At 37.2% G+C, this 16884-nt stretch carries 15 protein-coding genes, 1 pseudogene, 1 riboswitch and 1 other annotated feature; of the genes and pseudogenes, 11 read left to right on the top strand and 5 right to left on the bottom strand.

Annotation, left to right across the window (positions count from 1 at the left end; genetic code table 11):
* Positions 1 to 15: 15 nt before the first annotated feature.
* The 5 genes and pseudogenes from G8761_RS10950 (at position 16) to G8761_RS10930 (ending at position 6659) form a co-directional block, all read left to right on the top strand.
* Positions 16 to 951, top strand: a complete 936-nt coding sequence (locus tag G8761_RS10950; RefSeq protein ID WP_166026488.1) for an ATP-grasp domain-containing protein — start codon at positions 16 to 18, stop codon at positions 949 to 951.
* Positions 952 to 1073: 122 nt separating this feature from the next.
* Entirely contained in the window at positions 1074 to 1343 is a 270-nt protein-coding gene (locus G8761_RS10945; RefSeq protein WP_166026486.1) for a hypothetical protein, read from the top strand.
* Between the two features lie 277 nt (positions 1344 to 1620).
* Complete coding sequence (locus tag G8761_RS10940; protein ID WP_166026485.1) at positions 1621 to 2721, top strand: serine hydrolase domain-containing protein; 1101 nt, start codon at positions 1621 to 1623, stop codon at positions 2719 to 2721.
* Positions 2722 to 2955: 234 nt separating this feature from the next.
* Positions 2956 to 5280, top strand: a complete 2325-nt coding sequence (gene helD, locus G8761_RS10935; RefSeq protein ID WP_166026483.1) for an RNA polymerase recycling motor HelD — start codon at positions 2956 to 2958, stop codon at positions 5278 to 5280.
* 439 nt (positions 5281 to 5719) lie between these two features.
* Positions 5720 to 6659: pseudogene (locus tag G8761_RS10930) on the top strand (NAD(P)H-dependent flavin oxidoreductase).
* Between the two features lie 212 nt (positions 6660 to 6871).
* On the opposite strand, the gene G8761_RS10925 reads toward G8761_RS10930, so the two are convergent.
* Positions 6872 to 7006 (bottom strand): BA3454 family stress response protein, encoded by a 135-nt coding sequence (locus tag G8761_RS10925; protein ID WP_166026481.1) that lies wholly within the window; start codon positions 7004 to 7006, stop codon positions 6872 to 6874.
* A 151-nt stretch (positions 7007 to 7157) separates the two neighbouring features.
* Positions 7158 to 7388, bottom strand: a complete 231-nt coding sequence (locus G8761_RS10920; RefSeq protein ID WP_166026479.1) for a hypothetical protein — start codon at positions 7386 to 7388, stop codon at positions 7158 to 7160.
* A 236-nt stretch (positions 7389 to 7624) separates the two neighbouring features.
* Positions 7625 to 7861 (top strand) — a binding site (T-box leader).
* 51 nt (positions 7862 to 7912) lie between these two features.
* Here G8761_RS10920 and asnS point away from each other — a divergent pair.
* The 3 genes from asnS (at position 7913) to G8761_RS10905 (ending at position 11823) form a co-directional block, all read left to right on the top strand.
* Positions 7913 to 9304 carry an asparagine--tRNA ligase gene (gene asnS / locus G8761_RS10915; protein WP_166026477.1) on the top strand — a complete coding sequence of 464 codons (1392 nt, stop codon included), beginning with the start codon at positions 7913 to 7915 and terminating at the stop codon, positions 9302 to 9304.
* Between the two features lie 671 nt (positions 9305 to 9975).
* On the top strand, positions 9976 to 10944 hold the full coding sequence (locus G8761_RS10910; protein WP_166026860.1) for an STAS domain-containing protein: 969 nt from the start codon (positions 9976 to 9978) through the stop codon (positions 10942 to 10944).
* 42 nt (positions 10945 to 10986) lie between these two features.
* Positions 10987 to 11823, top strand: a complete 837-nt coding sequence (locus tag G8761_RS10905; protein WP_166026475.1) for an STAS domain-containing protein — start codon at positions 10987 to 10989, stop codon at positions 11821 to 11823.
* A 91-nt stretch (positions 11824 to 11914) separates the two neighbouring features.
* Here the strand turns inward: G8761_RS10905 and G8761_RS10900 are convergent, their stop codons facing one another.
* The 3 genes from G8761_RS10900 to G8761_RS10890 form a co-directional block, all read right to left on the bottom strand.
* Positions 11915 to 12139, bottom strand: a complete 225-nt coding sequence (locus G8761_RS10900; RefSeq protein WP_166026473.1) for a hypothetical protein — start codon at positions 12137 to 12139, stop codon at positions 11915 to 11917.
* 196 nt (positions 12140 to 12335) lie between these two features.
* Positions 12336 to 12593, bottom strand: coding sequence for an alpha/beta-type small acid-soluble spore protein (locus G8761_RS10895; protein WP_166026471.1), 258 nt, complete (start codon positions 12591 to 12593; stop codon positions 12336 to 12338).
* Positions 12594 to 13078: 485 nt separating this feature from the next.
* Positions 13079 to 14560: an amino acid permease gene (locus tag G8761_RS10890; protein WP_166026469.1), complete on the bottom strand. Its 1482-nt coding sequence runs from the start codon at positions 14558 to 14560 to the stop codon at positions 13079 to 13081.
* A gap of 103 nt (positions 14561 to 14663) precedes the next feature.
* Positions 14664 to 14857: riboswitch (Lysine riboswitch) on the bottom strand.
* Between the two features lie 157 nt (positions 14858 to 15014).
* Here G8761_RS10890 and G8761_RS10885 point away from each other — a divergent pair.
* From G8761_RS10885 to G8761_RS10875, 3 genes are all read left to right on the top strand, one after another.
* Entirely contained in the window at positions 15015 to 15455 is a 441-nt protein-coding gene (locus G8761_RS10885) for a MarR family winged helix-turn-helix transcriptional regulator (RefSeq protein ID WP_166026467.1), read from the top strand.
* A 354-nt stretch (positions 15456 to 15809) separates the two neighbouring features.
* A complete protein-coding gene (locus G8761_RS10880; protein WP_166026465.1) occupies positions 15810 to 16628 on the top strand; it encodes a YitT family protein in 819 nt (272 codons plus the stop codon).
* A 57-nt stretch (positions 16629 to 16685) separates the two neighbouring features.
* A complete protein-coding gene (locus tag G8761_RS10875; protein ID WP_166026463.1) occupies positions 16686 to 16832 on the top strand; it encodes a hypothetical protein in 147 nt (48 codons plus the stop codon).
* Positions 16833 to 16884: the final 52 nt, after the last annotated feature.

Here is a 16884-nt window from a genome sequence, read left to right as displayed (position 1 = left end):
AGGGGGGGTTATACTTTGAAAAAGGTATATGTAATACACGAAAATAGTGAATGGACAGATCATCTTACCAGGAGGCTTGAGGAGCTTGAGGTTCCATATGAGGAATGGCATCTCGACCAGGGAACTCTTGACCTATCTGCAGAACCTCCAGAAGGAATCTTTTACAGCCGTATGAGTGCCTCTTCCCACACAAGGGATCATCGTTTTGCGGCTGAATATACAGCTCAAGTACTGGCATGGCTGGAAGTTCATGGGCGAAAGGTTTTAAATGGCACTCGTGCTCTTCAATTAGAGGTAAGCAAGGTACTGCAGTATCTTGAGTTAAATAAGTATGGAGTACATACTCCTAAAACGGTTGCTGCTGTAGGAAGAGGGCAAATACTCGAAGCTGCAGCTCAATTTGATGGCAAAGCTTTCATAACAAAGCACAACCGTGCAGGAAAAGGACTCGGTGTACAGTTATTTCAAACAATGGATGCCCTTAGGTCGTATGTCGAAAGCCCTGGTTTTGAAGAACCTGTAGACGGTATAACATTAATTCAGGAATATATCCAGTCACCTGAAAGTTTTATTACGCGATGTGAGTTTGTGGGGGGCAATTTTGTGTACGCCGTAAAGGTTGATACATCAGAAGGTTTTCAGCTATGCCCGGCGGATGCATGTCAGATAGGTGATCTGTTTTGCCCGGTTGGCGAAGAGGTGGAAGAGAAGCCTAAATTTCAAATTATTGATGGATTTAGTGATCCAATCATTGAAAGGTACAAACAGGTTTTGGCTGAAAACTCAATTCGAGTTGCAGGAATTGAATTTATAAGGGATGCATCAGGAGAAATTTTTACCTATGATATTAATACAAATACAAATTACAATTCAGATGCCGAAGCAAAAGCAGGAAAATTTGGAATGCTAGAAGTTGCTGCCTTTTTGAAAAAAGAGCTAGGAAATCTATAATATTGAAAAATTGGCTCCCGTATCTGGGAGTTTTTTTTTCGAAAAATTAGGTTGTTTTAATTCCCTCCTTTAACAGAATGGAAATTGGGTATATTAAACTAAAAAGGAAGGGAGAGATTTTTGTGAATCACCTTGAAGGAAGACTGCTATCAGGAGTTTATGATGCCCACGAAAAAGAGTTTGCAATACAAAGAGTAAAAAGCTTTCAAATTGAATCTATTTTAAATGAAAAAATGACACAAAGTCTTTTTTTCTATCTGCAAAAACAGGAAGAAGATAAAGAAGGAATGGTTCTGACTTTAAATGACCAGATGCCTGTCCTTTTGTCGCATGAGGAAGTCTGCGAGCTATTGGAGGATTTACATAAAGTTAAATCAATGTTTCAACAATAGCTTCTTAATGTACAGGAGACGAAAATGATGAAGGATCCTTTTTATAAAAGAGAAGCCAAGGAAAATCTTTTGCTCAGGCTTATTAAGCAGTTGTGTGGAGAAATAGTAGGGGCTATTCTTGAAGCAATCTTTAAAACACTTTTTTCTCTCCTTTGGAGGTTAATTCTAAGTATTATTCACTTTTTCACCTGGTAGCTTTCTAATGATTAGCTCAGTGATTAAAATGGAAAGATAGACACTATTAGGCAAGCATGTTTTTGCTCAGCAGGAGGAAGAAATGAAGATATTTTTAAAAGGGCTGCTATTATTTTTCATCATGATTATTGCAGCCTTTTGCCAAAATAAAGAAGCTGTTACTAGTATACCTGAAAAATCGGTTTCGATTTTTGCCTCTAATAATTCTGAGGAAAAAAAGCTTCATTTAAAAATAAGGAGCTACTTAAGGGAAAAAGGGATTAACGGAAGTGTTGCTGTAATGAAAGGTACAGAGGTTTTATATAATGAGGGAGTTGGTAATGCCGATATTGGAAGGGAAATCAAAAACACTAAGAAAACAACCTTCCCTATTGCCTCCATCACAAAATCCATGGTCGCTGCATGCATTCTGCAGCTTCAGGAAAAAGGATTACTTCATACAAACGATCCTGTTTCAAAATATATTTCAGATTTACCTAATGGCAAACATATCAAAATTATTCACTTACTGACCAATACCTCAGGTTTAAAGCCTCTGCTTTGGACAAGGGCTCATTCATCACCATCTGATCTTATTAATCAAATTAAATTAATGCCTGTTGCTGCTTTTGCTCCAGGCACACATTGGGAATATAGAGATACAAATTACATGATTTTAGGCTATATAATCGAAAAAATTACTAAAATGCCACTTCATACATATATAAATGATAATATATTTAAAAAATCCGGAATGAGGGATAGCGGATTTATTACTAACCAGGAGCCTGCCCGCTTTTCGTCAAAAGGATATATTAAAAATCATAAATTTTTAAGACCCTCAAGAAAGTTGAATCCCGCCCTTTTGTATGGAGCCGGGGATATATACGCAACGTCACTTGATATTTGTAAGTACGACCAGGCACTTATCAACGGAAAGCTTATTTCAAAAAAGTCATGGAATGAAATAAAAACACCAGGATCCGTATCAGGTTATGGCCTGGGCTTGTATGTTAAAAAAGATTTTGTTTTTAGCAGAGGATTTATCAGTGGATGGAGTTCTGTCCATATCATATACAAGGATAGAACTTCCATAGTTATTTTGCTGAATAAAAGAGACAGGGACTTAGATATTTTAAAAGCTGCAATAGATATTAAGAGCATTATTACAAAAGAGGAAGCTATGGCTAATAACAGAATATAAAAAAATAAAAAATTGGAATAAAGAAGGAGGAGGACTTATGAGGGTATCTATAGATAAATAAAAAACGCCTTTTGGCGTTAAGATTAGTTGAATTAAGACCAAAAAATATTGTACAATAAAATCCGGCCTATTCAATCGTTTGATTGCAAGAACATAAAAAATCCTATAATAACATTAACACATACTTATTGAGTTGTCAAACAATCGGCTTAATTTTATCCGGGGAGTGGTTTGATGAGCGAATTTCAAAATAATGACCTTTTTAAAGAACAGGAACGGGTTGATTTTATTGTAAATGAAATCAAAGAGAAGGCACTAAGACTGTCAAAAGGTGCTAAAAATATAGGATCAGACGTCCTCGAAATCCGGAAAACCTTCTGGGAGGATGTAACGGTTAATTTTGATGAACCAGATGATATAGCAGAAACCTACACCAGCATTAAACAGCAGGCAGCTTTACTCGCAGAGAGGGAACGTACCTTTAAGCAAACTGATAAAGAACTTAGGCTGTTGGCCAGGCTAAAATATTCACCATACTTCGGTCGAATCGATTTTCATGAACACGGCGAAAGTGAAACAGAAAATGTATACTTGGGTATCGCCTCATTAATGGATAGGGAAGATGAAAACTTCCTTATTTATGACTGGCGAGCACCGATTTCGAGTCTATATTATGATCATGCTCCTGGACCGGCCGGTTATAATACCCCTGAAGGGCGAATAGAAGGAGACATGAAGTTAAAACGGCAATTTGTCATAAGAGACTCAAAGATAAAAGCAATGTTTGAAACAGGAGTAACCATTGGTGACGAGCTTCTTCGAGAGGTGCTTGGCAATAACGCAAACACCCAAATGAAAACAATTGTTGCAACTATTCAAAAAGAACAAAATCAGATTATAAGGAATGAAAAGAGCAAGCTTTTAATAGTCCAGGGTGTGGCCGGAAGCGGAAAAACGTCAGCTGCACTTCAGCGTGTCGCTTATTTGCTTTACCGATACCGGGGGACACTTACTGCTGAAAATATAATGCTGTTTTCTCCAAATCCTCTTTTTAATAGTTACGTCGGAACAGTTTTACCGGAATTAGGGGAAGAAAATATGCAGCAGACTACCTTTCAGGAATATATTATAAGCAGGATAGGAAGAGAATTTGAAGTTGAAGATCCGTTTTCCCAATTAGAATTTTTGCTTTCATCAGCAGACGTGTCTGAAAATAGTCCGCGAATTCAGGGAATCCGTTTTAAATCGACTCTTGAATACAAGGTAGCTATTGACCAATATGCTTCTTTACTTTCTAAAAAAGGGCTCGTATTTAGAGATTTACTATTTCGTAAGGAAGTAATTCTATCAAAAGAGGAAATAGGTGACTATTTCTACTCATTGGATAAAAACTTTTCAATGCCCAACCGTATTCAGCTTGTTAAGGAATGGCTGCTTAAAGAATTGAGAAGGAAGGTTAAAAAGGAACAGACGAAGCCCTGGGTAGAGGAAGAACTCCAATTTCTTGATAAAGAGGATTTTCTAGAAGCTTTTAAAAAGCTTCAGGAAAAGAACCGATTTAACGAAAATTCATTCGACGACTTTGAGCGGGAACAAAAATGGCTTTCGGAAATGGTAGTAAAGGAGAAGTTTAAGCCTATCTTCAATGCCATAAAAAAACTGAAATTCGTCGATATGCCTGGTATTTACAGCCAGTTTTTTCAATCTGTATCTAAGAAGGTAGGTTTTCCAGATAAATGGGTAGAAATTTGCTCGGGAACCCTCAATAGGCTTGAATCTTCCCAAATGGCATACGAGGATGCGACTCCTTTTGTTTACTTACAGGATCTGATAGAAGGAAGAAAGTCAAATCCTTCAATACGCCATATCTTCATTGATGAGGCACAGGATTATTCACCATTCCAGTTTGCATTTCTTCAGTCCATGTTCCCGTACAGCAAAATGACCTTGCTAGGAGATTTTAACCAGGCTATTTTTTCAGGCGCTTCGGGAGCAGATACTGTTTTAATAAGCCAGCATGATCTTAACGAAGACATTATGGAAATAAAGCTCAACAGAACTTACCGCTCTACGAGGCCGATTGTAGACTTTACCAGATTTATAATCGAAGGCGGGGATAAAATCGAGCCATTTAACCGAGAAGGGAAAATGCCGGAAGTAACCCTTACTAACGAGGGGCAAATTAATAGCGAAATTGCTAAAAAAATTAAAGATATGCAGGAAAATGGAAATGAAACGATCGCAGTAATTTGTTTAACAGCGTCTGAAAGCAAGAAATTTTATGAAAAGACAAAGGATTTATTTCCTTCTCACCTAATAGAAAAAGGTACAATGGCATATGAAAAAGGGATATCAGTCATTCCAGCCTATTTGGCAAAGGGAATAGAATTTGATGCTGTCATCCTTTATGATATATCAAAATACTCTAGGGAAAGTGAACGTAAACTCTTTTACACTGCCTGTACCAGGGCGATGCACGAGCTTCATTTGTTTTCAACTGGCGATATAAGCCCATTAATGGATGAAGTCCCTGAAGAATTTTATAAGCTATCAAAATAAGAACATGAAAAAAGGTGCGAACCGATTGGTTTGCACCTTTTTTCATCCTCATAAAGGAAAGTGATTGAGAAGTTAGCATTTGCATGGGGCCGTATCGATATTAAGTATATCGATTACAGACGAGCGTTCCAATGGACCGCTCAGCAAATGTCACTTCAACACTTGCAATGCCACAAACTAACCTTTGAGTCGCTGTTAACTCCATTTTGGACCAGTCCCTCCTGTTTTGTTTTGGCCTTGCACTCTTTATTTACCCGAGTATTAAAAGTATAAACATTTTTAATAAAAAAATATTTTTCAAATTTTATTATTAAATATTAATACCAGGTAATAAATATCACATCTTTTTTTTAGGATTTGCAATATGATAGGAGGGAATTGAAATTCAAAATGTAAAGGGGTAAAGAAATTGACTTTACCACAGCTACAAAAAGGGCATATGGCTCCTAAGTTTCCTATCATACAGGGTGGTATGGGGGTAGGTATATCGTTAAGCGGACTTGCCTTTACTGTTGCCAATGCAGGTGGAATTGGGATTATTTCAGGCACGGGAATCTCAGTGGAGGAAATGAGAAATCATATTCGCTTGGCACAAGAGAAAACAAATGGTCATGGTTATATATAGGAGTTAATGTTTTATTTGCCATGAATGACTTTGCAGAGAAAATGAAAGCTGCCTTAGAGGAAAAAGTTGATTCTATTATTTCAGGCGCGGGAATTTCCAGGGATATGTATTCATGGGGAAAAGAAGCTGGAATCCCGGTTCTTTCTATCGTCTCCTCTGCTAAGCTGGCCCGTATATCCGAAGGCTTGGCGCTGCAGCTGTAGTAGTAGAAGGATTTGAAGCAGGCGGCCATCTAGGTACTGACCGGCCTATGTTTGATATTCTCCCGGAAGTAGTGGAGGCAGTTAAGATACCTGTCATTGCTGCTGGAGGAATTCTGACGGGCTGTGACCTCGCTAAAGCGTTGGAAATGGGGGCATCAGGTGTCCAGATGGGTACACGGTTTGTTGCAAGTGAAGAATGTGATGCCCCTCTTTCCTTTAAACAGAAATATGTTGAAACAAAAGAAGAAGATCTTGTACTTGTAAAAACAACAGTTGGCCTTCAGGGCAGAGCCATTCGAAATAAGTTTACTGAAATAATCAGTGGAGAAAACAAGCTCAAAATAGCTAAATGTTTCGATTGTCTGAAAAATTGTTCTTATCGTTTTTGTACTCTTGATTCTTTAAAGGTTTCTCTTAATGGAGATACAGAAAACGGATTAGTGTTTGCTGGTTCCAGAGTTGCCGGAATCAAGGACATTCATCCGGTTAAAACGATATTCGAGCGAATCATGCGGGAATACAGTCAGGAAAAATCGCTGGTTGTTTTTTAAAACTTAATGGAATAGTTGAATAGGAGTGGTAATAAGCTGCTTCTTAAGGGAAAAGGAAGAAGTTTTGTGGAATATAAAAGTGAGTGTATTTCAAATATATAAAATTAAATATCAGTAATTTCTAATAATGAAAGGCTCTCCCCTAGAGGGAAAGCTGCTTTCTATATGTATTAAATAGTTTCCTTGTTCAAAGGAAACTATTTACAAGGTAATTATTTTCTCCACTGGCGTTCAACCTGTTGGTGCGCCATTCTCGAAATTTCTTCCTCCGAGGTGTATTTAGGTGCTATTACATTTGTCAGGTAGTTCTTTCCCTCATAATTTACAGTAATATTCACTTGTACCATTTTAATCTTCCTCTCATGATGATTTTAAATTTGTCTTGTGTAATTTATATACCAACCATAAATTAAAGCTAAACCTATAGCCATCAAAAGAATGTCGACCATTAATTTACATATTAAAGGACCTGGGTTTGAGCCCCGGTCCTTTTTTTCATTAAACCTCTACCATTAAAAATTCTTCGGCAAATTTCTGCAATTCCATACGATTTGGTTTATGTTTTTTTGCTGTTAATTCAGCCATTCCAACAAATGGGCAGGCGAATGAATCCTTTTTTAATTCTCGGATGGATATGTCACCATTCAATAATTGAATGGCCAGATCCCTTACATGTTGATTCTCTGAAGACTGATACATGATAAATGCAATACAAGTTAATTTATCCACTTTCATCTTCCTCCCATAACGAATCAAACGTGTGTTCTTTGTGTAATTTCGACGGCAGCTTCCTAATTTCCTGTTAAAAATTCCATTTTTTTTAATGGGAGGCATAATAATTGCCTAAATACCTGTAAACAAGGGTTCTATAAAGGATTTTAGTGAAATTTATAGGAAAATATTATCGCATTCAGTTGAATCTTGTTTAGTGAATATGTTATTTTAGATAGTGATAAAAGGAATACATAAAAACGATGAAGAGGAAAGTAATTTTTGCTGTAATCCATAGCGAGTCGGGGATGGTGGGAGCCTGATGAGGAAGCGTAAATGAAGAACACCTCTGAGTTTCCATCCGAAAAGGCATCCCCAGTAGGCATGGACGTCACCGGCACGTTACGAACTGGAAAGCATTACTTGCTTGCAAGCTGGCCTTTTTAGGCAATTTGGGTGGTACCGCGGAACTTAAACCTTTCGTCCCTTTTATACGGGATGGAAGGTTTTTTTATTTTATAAATGTGCTAGGAGGAAGCTATATGAAAAAAACAGTCATTAAGGACTTGTACAGAAATCAGGAACAGTACACGGATCAAAAGGTCACTCTCTCAGGCTGGGTTCGGACTGTACGGGACTCTAAAACGTTTGGATTCATAGAATTAAATGATGGAACCTTTTTTAAAAGTGTTCAAATTGTATTTGACGACCAGATGGAAAACTTTAAAGATGTAGCAAAGCTTTCTATAAGTTCTTCTATTATAGTAGAAGGAAAATTTATTTTGACTCCACAAATGAAGCAGCCCTTTGAAATTAAGGCTGAAAAAATTATTATTGAAGGAAATTCGACTTCTGACTATCCTTTACAAAAGAAGAAGCATTCATTTGAATACTTGCGGACAATCGCCCATCTTCGTCCAAGAGCAAATACTTTTAATGCAGTGTTTAGAGTTCGCTCACTTGCTTCCTATGCTATTCATAAGTTTTTCCAGGATAAAGGGTTTGTAAATGTTCATACACCTATTATTACAGGCAGCGATACTGAAGGCGCTGGGGAAATGTTCAGGATTACCTCTCTTGATTTAGATAACCTTCCAAAAAATGAAGAGGGTAAAGTGGATGTTTCAAAGGATTTCTTTAACAAAGAAACAAATTTAACAGTTAGCGGACAGCTTTCTGCTGAAACATTTGCCCTTGCATTTAGAAATGTGTATACCTTTGGCCCGACTTTCCGTGCTGAAAATTCAAACACTGCAAGACACGCAGCTGAATTTTGGATGATCGAGCCTGAAGTAGCATTTGCTGAACTTCCGGATATAATGGATTTGGCAGAAGAAATGGTTAAGTATGTTATTGGCTACGTTCTAGAGAATGCTCCTGAGGAAATGGCTTTCTTTAACAGCTTTATAGAAAAAGGCTTGCTCGATCGTTTAAAACTTGCTTATGATGCAGAGTTTGGCCGAGTAACATATACCGAGGCAGTTGAAATTCTAAAGAATGCGGGAGAAAATTTTGAATATCCTGTAGAGTGGGGAACAGATCTGCAAACAGAACATGAACGCTACCTTTGCGAAAAGGTTTATAAGCGCCCAGTTTTCGTGACAGATTATCCTAAAGAAATTAAAGCTTTTTATATGAGAACTAATGAAGATAATAAAACCGTTGCTGCTACTGATCTTTTAGTACCTGGTATTGGTGAATTGATTGGCGGAAGCCAGCGTGAAGAGCGTGAAGATGTATTAAGAAGCAGGATAGACGAGCTAGGAATGAACATTGAAGACTATTGGTGGTACTTGGAGCTTCGAAAATATGGTGAAACCAAGCATTCTGGATATGGCCTTGGATTTGAACGTTTAGTAATGTATCTGACAGGAATGTCCAACATTCGCGATGTTATACCATTTCCAAGGACAACTGGAAACGCTGAATTTTAAGCTAAAGATTCGATTAGGTCACCTTAATATTTTTGGTGACCTTTTCATATTTAGAAAATGTATTTTAAAAAGGCTCTTTTCTAAGAGATTGTTGCTATTTGAAAGAACTGTGAGAAAAAATAGGCGAGACTTCTCGAAAATGTATTCGCATTTTCTTCGTGCGGTGACGATTCACCGATGTAATCTCAACGTCCTGCGGGAAAAGCAAGCCAGGTGAGACCCCACAGGTCCTTAGCGACCGAGGAGAAAGAAGAACGGAAGCGCCTTGTCAGCCCCGACAAGCGCTGGAGGCCCTGACGATAAAGTCGTTCTTTACTTCAACGTCAGGACTGAAGCGACCTCGAGGGGCTAGGGGCTGAAGTTTGACAGGCTCGCGGATTGCGAGTCTATTTTTACTATTATAAACAACAAAGTTTTCGATAAGAGCCTTTAAAAAAGAACCAGCGGGTGCTCTTTTTATTTTTTATAAAGAGATTCAGGGAATGTTAAAAAGAAGAAGCGGAAAGTCTATCAGTAGACATTTAAAAATGTAGGATGTACATTATTAAATAGGAAAAATGGTTTAGCTGGCTGAATAGCTTGTTGTAGGAAGGGGTTTTTTTCGATTGAGCAATATTACAAGTGAAAATCACTATGATATAAAGGTTGGGGGTTTGGATTTTAAATGGGATATGGGGGAAGGACTATTTTTGTTCGAAAATGAAGATTCAGTCCTTTTTTGGATATCTTCAGCAATGAAGACCTTTTTTGATACGATTGAAGAAGTATCCGGACAAGATGCTGCAAGCGTAGTGTTAGAAACAACCGGATTCCGTCAAGGATTGGTAGTAGGCGAATATTTTCGTAATCTAAAAGGGGTTAATGTTAAGGAAGCCGCAGCTCTTATCCCACATACATACGCTTCAGCAGGCTGGGGAAAAGCCGAAATCCTCGATTTAAATCAAGAAGCATTTACAGTTACAGTAAAAATGCAAGATAGCTGGGAATTTAAAATAAACAAAGCACAAAGTAAGGAAAAAGGTGGAACCTTTCTTGCGGCCCACTATGCTGGAATTTTTACAGGGTTATTTGGAAAGAACATTTGGTTTGAAGTTAAAAAAGACCAAGTAAATGGAGATGAATACAGCGTGTTCGACTATTCTCCATCTTCGGTTACTGTTTCGAAAAATATTCATCAGCTAGCAAGAAAGAAAGAATCGGAACATATTCGTGAGCTGGAAATATTGGTAGAACAAAAAACAAAGGATTTGCAGGAACTAATTAAGCAAATATCCTCTCCTATCATTCCTGTACTTGAAGGAATCGTGGTAGTACCTCTAATTGGTAAATATGATGAAAGCAGATCTGAAGATTTATTAGTAAAGACACTTAATAATTTGCCAAAATATCAGGCTCGATTTTTAGTGCTGGATTTAACGGGCCTTGACCAGGAAATGAGTGGTTATAGTGCAGAGTTTATCCGAAAACTCGGTGCAGCAGCATCACTAATAGGGGTGGATACCATTTTGGTTGGTATTTCTGCTGAACTGGGGAAAAATATGACAGAGTCCAATATTAATCTTTCGAAGTTTCCTTGTTTTCAATCACTACAGCATGGGATTTACTATTCCTTGGCACAGGTTGGCCGGAAAATTATATAAAAAGTAAATACCTAACCATTAATATTTCAAGGAGAGTATTCGATGCATAGAAATCAATCTTTATTTCTTTATATGGAAGAGCATGCAAAAGATATTAGCAATGAATGGTTTGACAATATCGAGGATTCGGATGCAACGTCTGTTTATGCGTCTAAGAATTCTCATATTGTTAAAATATTAAGAGAACAAAACCTTGATTTTGTTCTTCATTTTAATCGGCTTTTTATTGAAGAAAAGTCACAGTTTTTCAAAACCTTCGATGAATGGATTGTTATGATAGCAAGTGATCCTGAACATATGAAAACACCCATTCCTAACATTATTCGTGAATTCATACGTGTTAGGGATATATTTTTAAAATATGTTAGAAACTTTATCGATGAAAACAAAGAGAAGATAGAACAGTCAATAGTTGATTTATGGAATGAAATGATAATTAAAGCTTTTGACGTTGCTATTCATCGGTTTGCGGAGGAAGCATATAAACTTTCCAACAGGCAGCTAGTGGCCCAGCAGGAAATGATCAATGAACTTAGCTCTCCAGTTATCTCATTGAAAGATGACAGGGCTCTTCTTCCGTTAATAGGAGACATTGATACAGCCAGGGCTAAAATGATATTAGAAAATACCTTAACACAATGCGGGGAAAAGGGAGTTAAACACTTATATATTGATTTATCTGGTGTAGTAATGATTGATACTATGGTAGCTCATCAGATTTTTCAATTACTAAAAGCTCTCGATTTAATTGGTGTTGAATCTACTATATCAGGCATTCGTCCAGAGATCGCCCAAACAGCTGTCCAGCTGGGACTATCTTTTGAACGGGTGACCATAAAATCCACGCTTGCTAATGCATTGTCTACTACAAAAATATAAAACGAAGGACCTCCATGCAGGAGATCCTTCGTTTTTATATTTTTTAACAGGAAAAAAGCCCGCCGTAAAAGGCGGGCTTTTTCATATAACCTTAAATTCTTTCGCGCTTAGCAGATATTTCATCCGCAAGACTAAGAAACATTCCAAATCCGAAGAATACCATTGATGCGATGATGACCCCGATACCAAAAACAGAAATATAATAGTTCTCATTGTAACCGCTTGCAAAAAGGCTGCCAAAAAAGATGATTAACCCAATTAAAATACCAATGGAAGCGATTTTCTTACCTGCTAAGGCTGGTTTCATATGGTCCATAATAACATCCCCTTTTACTGAATATTCTACACCTTGACACAAATTTGTCAAACTTTTTGTATAAAAAATTTCCAAAACGGGCAAATTACTTGCTTTTTTTAGGAGGAAAGTATGGACGAGTAAGGGTTAGGGGTTTTTTATGCAGGTAAAAACAAAGAAAAAGGAGCAAAGATTGGCTCCTCATAATGGATATAATTTACCTATTATTTTTATTTAAATTTTCTTTTGCCATTTTGATCAGTTCACTAACCATTTGCCCTCCGAGTTTTCCGCCTGTTTTTCCTGCCTGGCGGGCAGTTAGAAGCCCGTTATAACCGTGCTCTAATGGAACACCTTCCTCTTTTGCTATTTCAAATTTAGCTTCTTCTGGATTGTTTGTTTCAGCTACTTTAGCCTTCAATTCATCCATTGCTTTTCTTGCTTCCGGAACGAGTAATTTTCTTCTTCTGGACATAATAATCCCTCCTATAATTAAGATAACCCATTAAGTTTATCCAATTCTTATTACACCCGAAAAGCTTAATGGGTTAAAGGATTTAACTTTAAAAATTAGAATACATACCTTTTAGAGGGGGGGATGTATTTGCAGATTAGAAACAGTTTGTTTCTGAGGGCAGAAATAAAGAATAAAATGAGTAAAACCTTTTTTGTTTTCGATTTGAAAACAAAAAGTTCCACATTAATAGCATTTGCATTTACAGGAATCCCTGAATATGTAAATAGATTGCGGAATGAGAAAAGGTATTGAAAAATGGAGTGATATTGGGGGGGAAGATAAACAGTCTGAAATAGTTTTTATGTATCAAAGAATATAAAACTACTAGGGAATAACGAAGATTAATTTTTGGACAAACCCACAAACAGTAGAAATGAAATTAATTTTGAAATAATAAAAAAACTGTCCGAGCGGAATGAGTACCGCACTAGACAGCTTATAACTTAGTTTGAAAGGTCGCACTCTTCCAGTTTAACAACCTTTGTTTTTTTAATAAATTTATAAACAAGCCAGGTTACAATAAAGAGAGGAAGGCCAATATAGGAAATAAGAACACCATTCCAATCGATATGGTCACCCATAAATGCTGAGTAGTTTTGACCCAAAACTACAATTGTACAAAGAACAAATGCGAATATAGGGCCAAATGGGAATAACAGAGCTTTATATGGCAGTACATTTAGGTTTTTGCCCTGTGCAATAAATGCTTTACGGAAACGATAATGACTTATGGCAATTCCAAGCCACGCAATAAAACCGGACATTCCGGATGCGTTAAGCAGCCAGATATAAACGGTGCCGTCTCCAAATAAAGAGGCAAGGAAGGCCAATGTACCAACTAGAGATGTTACAAGTAAAGCATTGACAGGTACTCCATTATTGTTTAATTTGGAAAGAAACTTTGGAGCTTTTCCTTCACGGGCCAAATCCCACAGCATTCTTGTAGAAGCATACATACCTGAGTTCCCTGCTGATAGTACTGCGGTTAAAATGATAGCATTCATAACAGATGCCGCAAAAGCAATTCCTGCTTTTTGGAATACCATTGTGAACGGGCTAACTGTAACTTCGCCACTTGCGAGGTTAGGGTTAGTATAAGGAATCAACAATCCAATTACAAAAATGGCAAGTACATAGAAAAGTAGGATACGCCAGAAAACCTGTTTAACCGCTTTTGGAATGCTTTTAGAAGGATCTTCACTCTCGCCGGCAGCTACTCCCAGCAATTCAGTACCCTGGAAAGAAAATCCTGCCGCCATAAAGATACCGAGCATAGTCATAAAGCCGCCATGGAAAGGAGCATCGCCAGCAGTAAAGTTTTTAAACCCAACAGGTGCATGTCCTCCCATAATTCCAAAAATCATTAAAAAGCCGGTAATAATAAAAATAATGACAGTGACTACTTTTACTAAAGAGAACCAATATTCCGCTTCACCAAATCCTTTTACGGATAAATAGTTTAAGAGGAACATAATCACTAGAAATATACTGCTCCAAATAATAGAAGGGGTATTGGGAAACCAAAACTTCATAATCATTGTTACAGCAGAAAGTTCGGCAGCAATTGTAATAGCCCAGTTGTACCAGTAATTCCATCCTAAAGCAAACCCAAGTGATGGATCTACAAATTTTGTAGCATAAGTGCTAAAGCTTCCAGCAACAGGCATGTAAGCCGCCATTTCAGCAAGGCTTGTCATTAGGAAATAAACCATAATTCCAATAAGAATATATGAGAGAAGTGCTCCCCCCGGCCCGGCTGTGTGGATTGCTCCGCCACTTGCCAAAAATAAACCTGTACCAATCGTCCCGCCTAAGGAGATCATAGTTAAGTGTCTGGACTTTAAGGAACGCTTTAACTCAGATGTTCCTTTTTTAGATTCTGGAAAAGCAGGTGATGCTGTTTTTTCTTTGTAAGATGTTTGCATGAAAATCTATACCCCTTTTTTCTGATGTTCTGGAAGGAGCCAGGAATAAAAAAATGCCCTCGAAGCAGATTCGACGGCATATCAGTACCCCGCATCATACCTTCCGAAAGATAGCACAACACGTTTGGCTGGTAGGGCGCAAACGTGACAGTTCTGTTCCTTTTTGGAAACAGCCCCAGCTTGCCTTTGCAGAGAACAAAAACAAACTTCGGCAGCTCTTCCTTTCAAAACGGAGTTATAGGTTTCCTCTGAACCTCGTCCGATTTACTAATAAAAGCTGCGACCTCTACCTCATCGGTTGATGAGGATTTAAATTATTAAGTTAGTATAGTTTTAAAGTATAATTAAAAACAGAAGAATGTCAATCTTTTTTTATTAATTAAATGCGCTAACACCAGAATTATCTTTATATCAGAATAGTTATTTTTATTGAAATTATCAAGGGGGATACAAAATGAACCAGAATAGGGAGCTGTATAATTTAGTCAGAGATGTGTATCATCTCCTTCAAAGGGGCCTTGATAAAGAACTAGAATCATTAAATATTAGTTTTGTTCAGTTTGGGGTCATTCAGGTTCTATCGCGGCTTGGAAAAGCTACGATGACAGAATTAATTGAGGAAATTGGCTGTGCACCAAGTAACATGACCACTATGATCCAGAGATTGAAGAGGGATGGTTATGTGCAAAAAGAAATACACCCATCCGATCAGAGAATATCACTGGTATGTCTTACAGAGAAAGGGGAGCAAATAAAAGATCAATTCAATTCCCAATATGAAGAATATCTAAGAAAAATATTCGGATTTCTTGGGAATGAAGAGCGGACTAAGCTTCAAATGCAGCTAGGATATATTAAAAATCAGTTAAATTCTTTTTCCGGGACGAAAACGTAATGGTTTCCCTTTTATTTCTTCATTATTTCATATATGAACTAAATCATATTTTAAAACTTCATATATGAAATATTTTTCTTCTGTCTTATTTCATAAATAAATCCTCTGAGAGAGAAAGAGAAAAACTAAGTACATTGTCTTCCAATGTCTGGGGTACCTTAAAATTTGAACTAAAAAGCAGCTGTTCTATCTGCTTAAAAAATAATTCTTTAGTAATGGCCGCCAGTACAGATATCTGGAAAGATCAACCTAAAGACAGACAAATTTAAATTATTTTAAAAAACTATTAAATTTACTTAGTAAGGGATAATCTGTATATTTTTTAAAAAAGTCTGTTTGTTTCAGGAGGACACTTTGATGAGGTTGCTGAGATTAATATTTGGATCGATAATTATTATACTTGCTTTTAATTTATTTTTAATACCTCACAAAGTGATGAGCAGCGGTATGAGCGGCTTGTCAATGATCATAGCGATGATTTCACCAATCAATACTGGGGTTGCTAACTTCTTGCTTAATTTTCCTTTATTAGTTATTGGTTATTTGAAACTGGGTAAGAAGTTTATTTGGAATACACTTATATCAGTCCTGATTATTTCTGTAGGCCTTTATATTGTCCCTGTACAGGCTATTGTCCAGGATAAAATTTTGTCATCCATCTTTGGCGGGGCACTTACGGGATTGGGAGTTGGAATCGTATTTCGTTCCTCTGGTTCAACAGGGGGATTTGATATTATTGGCATGATTGTTTCAAGGAAAAAGGACTTTCCGCTTGGAGCTCTTCTATCAGGAATGAATGCAGCGGTAATCGTTATAAGTGGCTTTCTATTTGACTGGGACCAGGCCCTTTACACACTTGTATCCATATTTGTCACTGGAAAAGTGGTTGATGCCGTTTATACACATCATGTTAAACTGACCTTAATGATTATTACCGAAAAAGGTGATGAAATTAGGGAGAGATTTATATCTAAGGTTTATAGGGGTTTAACTGTAATGGATGGTGTAGGAGGATTCTCAAATGAGAAGCGAAGCATATTAATTGCAGTCATTTCACGCTATGAACTCGCTGAAGTTAAAAGCATAATTGAAAACGTAGACCCGGAGGCTTTTGTGAACATTACAGAAACAATAGAAGTAATCGGGTTATTTCATAGACCAAGTCCACAATAGGGAGGAAGCCAAGGTTTCCTCCCTTCTTGTTTTTAAAAAAATTGGGACTACGATAAAATGCAAAAGCAAATAGATGCCGAAGCAGAACGTTCGTACCAGGAATCAATTGATAAAGGAATACCGATCAAAGAAAAACGAATGTTAAATATCCAATGTAACGAAGGCATTTACTTTATTATGCATTTGTGGAGAAATTCTGTTTAGGATTGTCAATGGCGTCCTTGAAAGGCTTTTGTTCATCCAGCTATTCCTCCTC

The sequence above is a fragment of the Neobacillus terrae genome, assembly GCF_011393025.1.
Taxonomy (GTDB): domain Bacteria; phylum Bacillota; class Bacilli; order Bacillales; family Cytobacillaceae; genus Neobacillus_A; species Neobacillus_A terrae.
This window is presented reverse-complemented; position numbering and strand designations above follow the sequence as displayed.

Excerpts from the sequence above, each read along its gene's own strand:
- helD (WP_166026483.1), top strand. The coding sequence starts at position 2,956 with ATGAGCGAATTTCAAAATAATGACCTTTTTAAAGAACAGGAACGGGTT.
- G8761_RS10925 (WP_166026481.1), bottom strand. The coding sequence starts at position 7,006 with ATGGTACAAGTGAATATTACTGTAAATTATGAGGGAAAGAACTACCTG.
- G8761_RS10910 (WP_166026860.1), top strand. The coding sequence starts at position 9,976 with ATGGGGGAAGGACTATTTTTGTTCGAAAATGAAGATTCAGTCCTTTTT.
- G8761_RS10885 (WP_166026467.1), top strand. The coding sequence starts at position 15,015 with ATGAACCAGAATAGGGAGCTGTATAATTTAGTCAGAGATGTGTATCAT.
- G8761_RS10895 (WP_166026471.1), bottom strand. The coding sequence starts at position 12,593 with ATGTCCAGAAGAAGAAAATTACTCGTTCCGGAAGCAAGAAAAGCAATG.
- G8761_RS10940 (WP_166026485.1), top strand. The coding sequence starts at position 1,621 with ATGAAGATATTTTTAAAAGGGCTGCTATTATTTTTCATCATGATTATT.
- G8761_RS10875 (WP_166026463.1), top strand. The coding sequence starts at position 16,686 with ATGCAAAAGCAAATAGATGCCGAAGCAGAACGTTCGTACCAGGAATCA.
- G8761_RS10905 (WP_166026475.1), top strand. The coding sequence starts at position 10,987 with ATGCATAGAAATCAATCTTTATTTCTTTATATGGAAGAGCATGCAAAA.
- G8761_RS10900 (WP_166026473.1), bottom strand. The coding sequence starts at position 12,139 with ATGGACCATATGAAACCAGCCTTAGCAGGTAAGAAAATCGCTTCCATT.
- G8761_RS10890 (WP_166026469.1), bottom strand. The coding sequence starts at position 14,560 with ATGCAAACATCTTACAAAGAAAAAACAGCATCACCTGCTTTTCCAGAA.
- asnS (WP_166026477.1), top strand. The coding sequence starts at position 7,913 with ATGAAAAAAACAGTCATTAAGGACTTGTACAGAAATCAGGAACAGTAC.